Here is a 4,728-nt window from a genome sequence, read left to right on the forward strand (position 1 = left end):
CAGGACAAGGCGACGAAGCCGCAGACAGTACAGATAGTACGGCAAGGCGAGGCAACGCCGTACTGGTTTAAAGTTAAGCCACTATACCTATGGTAGCAAGCAAGCGTAGGTTGGGTTGGCAAACCCAACAAAAACCTGAATGTTGGATCACGACCCAACCTACATCTGCTGATCCAACAGCTTGCTATAAACTATAAAACTTGGTACCTTCGATTTTAAACCCTATCGAGTTAATATTAAAAATGAATCTTATAAAATATCTGGTTACTTTACTCTTCATATTCTTTATCCCGCAAAATACTATGGCTGATTCTTCTGAGATTTATAGATATTCGGGTAAAAAACTATCGATAGAAAAAGAATATTCCCAACCTCTATTCCTTTCCATGAAAGAAATAGAGGCTAGAGGATTAAACATCTCTGAATACAATATATCATGCAGCACTTACCTTGATAAAACAGAAAACAAATATTATGTTTTTACCTACTCTCCCCAAATATTAAATCCTCATCGCAGAGGAGGACATGGGATTATAGAAGTTCATATAAACGCTAAAACTCATGAAATCAAATCACATTTTTCAAGATAGCCCCTGCATTAGACACAAACAAGGCAAACTATATGAAAAATAACGATTCTCTGAGTTTTGATGCTTATTTGGCATGCAAGGATTTATCAGTTACTGAGTTACTCAATATCCTGCTGAATTCTAATACTCAAACTCAATATGAGGCAGCTAGAAGATTGCAATTTTTTCGGTATCGTGAAATTAGCGATATCGTCAAAAATGTCCTCTTAACAAGCCGGTATAGTCGACATAGGGAAATTGCTGTCTTTATTCTCGGACAGATTCAGAATAAACTTAACAAATCCGAACTTGAAGATGTTTTATCTCTTTTAATTGATTTTATAAGCAACGATAAAAGCATTAACGTAAAATCCTCAGCGATATCTTCTTTAGGGCATTTGTTTCATCATTATGACTTAGGAGAGGAAGAATTCTGCGCAATAGAGGAAAAAATTCAATTAATTTGGCGTATACATAGATATTCTATCGTTATGGCTACTGCTTTCAGCTCTGCATTTTTTCCCAAAAGAGATTATATTGAAGAATATCTGATAAAAAATTTAAATAGCAAGCATCCGAAAGTAATTTCTTGGATTGTGTATGCTCTAAAAGAAAAAAGCTATTACTCGAAATCGATTGAGACTTTACTATTGAATAAACTAGACCATTTTCGCATAGAATCATATATTTATAGCGAGATAACTGCCTATTTAATCTCAACCGGCTCTGAGAAAATTATTCCATATATTGAAAATATGATATTAACTCAAAATAAAATTGATGATGAAATTTATATGGCGCTTAAACATAATTCATCAAAAAAATTTTCATCCATAAGAAAAATCATGTTGGAAAAATTTCAATAAATTATCAGTATGCCTCATAATATCTCATCTTCTATGCAGGCAATTTTGTTTTATTCTTAAACTCTATTTAATAACAAGGATTTAAATGAAATCTTATTTTTTGATATTTTGCGCACTGCTTACATCAGCCAATATTGCCCGAGCCGATACGATGGAAACCATGCGTATGCACGATAAGTCTTTGTCTAAGGTCTTGGTAGAAGCTGCCCGCGATGGCAGTTTTATTGACTTGGATAAAATCGGTCGCAGCATTGATATCCCCGAACTGGCGCATGAAATCAATCGAACTGCTAACCATACTATAAAAAACGACAGACAATTCAACAGCACATACCATGTTAACCAAGATCCATATCAACAATACGGTATCCGTAGTATTTCGTTTGCTGAATGGTCGTCTGAAAAAGGCAAGATGAAGCAGCTTGAATTTGAACTTCACAATAACCGCTGTCCGTTGCCACCTACAAACTATGAAGAGTTCGCAGGCAGTCCCAGTTTTATCGGCCATTTAGACGGTAAAGACATATCCATTCTTACGTTACCCGCCCCGGCAAAGGCAAAACTGCTTTTTATGAAAAAACGTAAAGACAACTGCGCGGTCATGATTGTTCAAGAATTTGTCACAGCCGATTTCGGACCTGGAATTCATAAATAAAAAAGAACACTACAAACCACAGATAAAGCTTCGTTGCTATTGTTCTTTTGAACTGAGCCACGATAACTTCTAACTCAAGCAAAGGGTCGTCTGAAATCGTCAATTCGTCTTTCAGACGACCTTTCCTCCACTGGAATTTTTGATTTTTCAAAATCTCAACGTAACAAAAAACCTGCCCGAATCGTCGGGCAGGTTTGCTTATGGTTGAACCGAGTCGAATTAGTTTTTGTCCAAGTCGACCAGTTTGTTTTTGGCAATCCAAGGCATCATGGAACGCAGTTGTGCGCCGACTTTCTCGATTTGGTGATCGGCAGTCAGGCGGCGGCGGGCGGTCATGCTGGCGTAGTTGACGGCACCTTCTTGGATGAACATTTTGGCGTATTCGCCGGTTTGGATGCGTTTGAGGGCGTTGCGCATGGCTTCGCGGGATTTGTCGTTAATGACTTCCACGCCGGTAACGTATTCGCCGTACTCCGCGTTGTTGGAGATGGAGTAGTTCATGTTGGCGATGCCGCCTTCGTAAATCAGGTCAACGATGAGCTTCATTTCGTGCAGGCATTCGAAGTATGCCATTTCGGGCGCGTAGCCTGCTTCGGTCAGGGTTTCGAAGCCGGTTTTGATCAGTTCGACCACGCCGCCGCACAATACGGCTTGTTCGCCGAAGAGGTCGGTTTCGGTTTCTTCGCGGAAGTTGGTTTCAATCACGCCGCCTTTGGTGCCGCCGTTGGCTGCTGCGTAAGACAGGGCGATGTCGCGGGCTTTGCCGCTTTTATCTTGGTAAACGGCGATCAGCGAAGGTACGCCGCCGCCTTTCAGGAATTCACTGCGTACGGTGTGACCGGGGCCTTTGGGGGCGACCATAATCACGTCCAAGTCGGCACGCGGTACGATTTGGTTGTAGTGGACGTTGAAGCCGTGTGCGAAAGCGAGTACCGCGCCTTGTTTCAGGTTAGGCTCGATTTCGTTTTTGTATACGACGGGTTGGTTTTCGTCGGGCAGCAGAATCATCACTACGTCTGCTTTTTTGGTGGCATCGGCTACGGACAATACTTCGAAGCCGGCTGCTTCTGCTTTTTTCCAAGAGCCGCCTTGGCGCAGGCCGACTACTACGTTTACGCCTGAATCTTTCAGGTTGGCTGCGTGGGCGTGGCCTTGTGAGCCGTAGCCGATGATGGCGACGGTTTTGCCTTTGATCAGGGACAGGTCGGCGTCTTTATCGTAATAAACTTGCATTTGATTTCCTTTGGATAAAATGGGTTCCGGCTTTGTGTTGAGGATGCCGGACAGTTGGATTGAGGGTAAAGGGTTAAACGGAGAGTTCTTCCATCAAAACGATTTCGAGCGCGTCGGTTTTGCCGTCGATGGCTTTGACGAAACCTTGGAAATGTTCGCTGGCGTTATGCGCGTCGATGGCGGCTTGGGATTTCCAGTTTTCGACGAAGACGAAACGCTCGGGTTTGCCGATTTCCTGATGCAAATCGTAGCTGATGTTGCCTTCTTCCGCGCGGCTGGCTTTGACCAGGCTTTGGAACAAGGGTTTCAGCGTTTCCGTGTATTCGGGTTTGACGGTAACCAGCGCGACGATTTTAATGTTTGACATCAATCTCTCCTGCCGTTTCTGTTTTCAGACGACCTATCGGGTCGTCTGAAAACCTGACGGTGTTAAATTTTCAAAATACGCTCGCCGCGGCCGATGCCGGCTGCGCCTGTGCGTACGGTTTCCAAAATCTGGGCGCGTCCGACGGTTTCGAGGAAAGAGTCGAGTTTGTCGGTCGAACCTGTGATTTCGATGGTGTAGCTGCGGTCGGTTACGTCGATGATGCTGCCACGGTAGATTTCGGTCAGGCGTAAAAATTCGTCGCGGTCTTTGCCGACGGCGCGGACTTTTACCAACATCAGTTCGCGTTCGACAAAACGGCTTTCGTTCAAATCGACCACTTTGACCACCTCAATCAATTTATTGAGTTGCTTGGTGATTTGTTCGATGACTTGCTCGTCGCCATGGGTAACGATGGTCATGCGCGAAAGGGTTTTGTCTTCGGTCGGGGCTACTGCCAAGGAGTCGATGTTGTAGTCGCGAGCGGAGAAGAGGCCAACCACGCGGCTCATCGCGCCTGATTCGTTTTCCATCAGAACAGATAAGATATGTCGCATTGTCGTTCTCCTTACGCTTTAGGGTTTTCGCGCATATGCGGCGGCAGGACCATTTCGTCCAAACCTTTGCCGTTGCCGACCATGGGCAGCACGTTTTGTTTCTTATCGGTCAAGAAGTCGATAAATACCAGACGGTCTTTTTGTTTGACCGCTTCCAAAAGCGCGCCTTCAACATCGGATTTTTTGTCCACGCGGATGCCGATGTGCCCGTATGCTTCCGCCAGTTTGACGAAATCTGGCAGGGAATCGAAATAGGTTTCCGATTCGCGGTTGCCGTAATACAGCTCCTGCCATTGGCGAACCATGCCGAGGTAGCCGTTGTTGAGGGTAACGACGTTAATCGGGACATGGTATTGGAAGCAGGTGGACAATTCCTGGATGTTCATCTGAATCGAACCTTCACCCGTAATACAGAATACGTCTTGGTCGGGAGCGGCGAGTTTCGCACCCAACGCATACGGCAGACCTACGCCCATCGTACCCA

7 protein-coding genes are annotated in these 4,728 nt (G+C 44.7%); 3 read left to right on the top strand and 4 right to left on the bottom strand.

Going from position 1 to position 4,728, the window contains the following annotated elements; genetic code table 11:
* Positions 1 to 302 precede the first annotated feature (302 nt).
* The 3 genes from HMPREF1028_RS13525 to HMPREF1028_RS06405 all read left to right on the top strand — a co-directional run bounded on the left by HMPREF1028_RS13525 (position 303) and on the right by HMPREF1028_RS06405 (position 2,090).
* A complete protein-coding gene (locus tag HMPREF1028_RS13525) occupies positions 303 to 590 on the top strand; it encodes a hypothetical protein (RefSeq protein ID WP_231286281.1) in 288 nt (95 codons plus the stop codon).
* Positions 591 to 622: 32 nt separating this feature from the next.
* Entirely contained in the window at positions 623 to 1,435 is an 813-nt protein-coding gene (locus HMPREF1028_RS06400) for a hypothetical protein (protein ID WP_009312011.1), read from the top strand.
* Positions 1,436 to 1,520: 85 nt separating this feature from the next.
* Positions 1,521 to 2,090: a hypothetical protein gene (locus HMPREF1028_RS06405; RefSeq protein WP_009312012.1), complete on the top strand. Its 570-nt coding sequence runs from the start codon at positions 1,521 to 1,523 to the stop codon at positions 2,088 to 2,090.
* A 219-nt stretch (positions 2,091 to 2,309) separates the two neighbouring features.
* Here the strand turns inward: HMPREF1028_RS06405 and ilvC are convergent, their stop codons facing one another.
* From ilvC to HMPREF1028_RS06425, 4 genes are all read right to left on the bottom strand, one after another.
* On the bottom strand, positions 2,310 to 3,323 hold the full coding sequence (gene ilvC, locus HMPREF1028_RS06410) for a ketol-acid reductoisomerase (RefSeq protein WP_003755457.1): 1,014 nt from the start codon (positions 3,321 to 3,323) through the stop codon (positions 2,310 to 2,312).
* Between the two features lie 73 nt (positions 3,324 to 3,396).
* Entirely contained in the window at positions 3,397 to 3,690 is a 294-nt protein-coding gene (locus HMPREF1028_RS06415; RefSeq protein WP_003674893.1) for a putative quinol monooxygenase, read from the bottom strand.
* A gap of 62 nt (positions 3,691 to 3,752) precedes the next feature.
* The gene (gene ilvN / locus HMPREF1028_RS06420; protein WP_003766119.1) at positions 3,753 to 4,244 is read right to left on the bottom strand and encodes an acetolactate synthase small subunit; all 492 of its coding nucleotides are present in this window, start codon (positions 4,242 to 4,244) and stop codon (positions 3,753 to 3,755) included.
* An 11-nt stretch (positions 4,245 to 4,255) separates the two neighbouring features.
* On the bottom strand, positions 4,256 to 4,728 hold a 473-nt coding region (locus HMPREF1028_RS06425), incomplete at its 5' end, for a thiamine pyrophosphate-dependent enzyme (RefSeq protein WP_009312013.1).

The sequence above is a fragment of the Neisseria sp. GT4A_CT1 genome (assembly GCF_000227275.1).
GTDB lineage: Bacteria > Pseudomonadota > Gammaproteobacteria > Burkholderiales > Neisseriaceae > Neisseria.

Bases quoted from the DNA above. Each gene is read 5' to 3' on its own strand.
- HMPREF1028_RS13525 (WP_231286281.1), top strand. From the start codon at position 303: ATGGCTGATTCTTCTGAGATTTATAGATATTCGGGTAAAAAACTATCG.
- HMPREF1028_RS06400 (WP_009312011.1), top strand. From the start codon at position 623: ATGAAAAATAACGATTCTCTGAGTTTTGATGCTTATTTGGCATGCAAG.
- HMPREF1028_RS06405 (WP_009312012.1), top strand. From the start codon at position 1,521: ATGAAATCTTATTTTTTGATATTTTGCGCACTGCTTACATCAGCCAAT.
- ilvC (WP_003755457.1), bottom strand. From the start codon at position 3,323: ATGCAAGTTTATTACGATAAAGACGCCGACCTGTCCCTGATCAAAGGC.
- HMPREF1028_RS06415 (WP_003674893.1), bottom strand. From the start codon at position 3,690: ATGTCAAACATTAAAATCGTCGCGCTGGTTACCGTCAAACCCGAATAC.
- ilvN (WP_003766119.1), bottom strand. From the start codon at position 4,244: ATGCGACATATCTTATCTGTTCTGATGGAAAACGAATCAGGCGCGATG.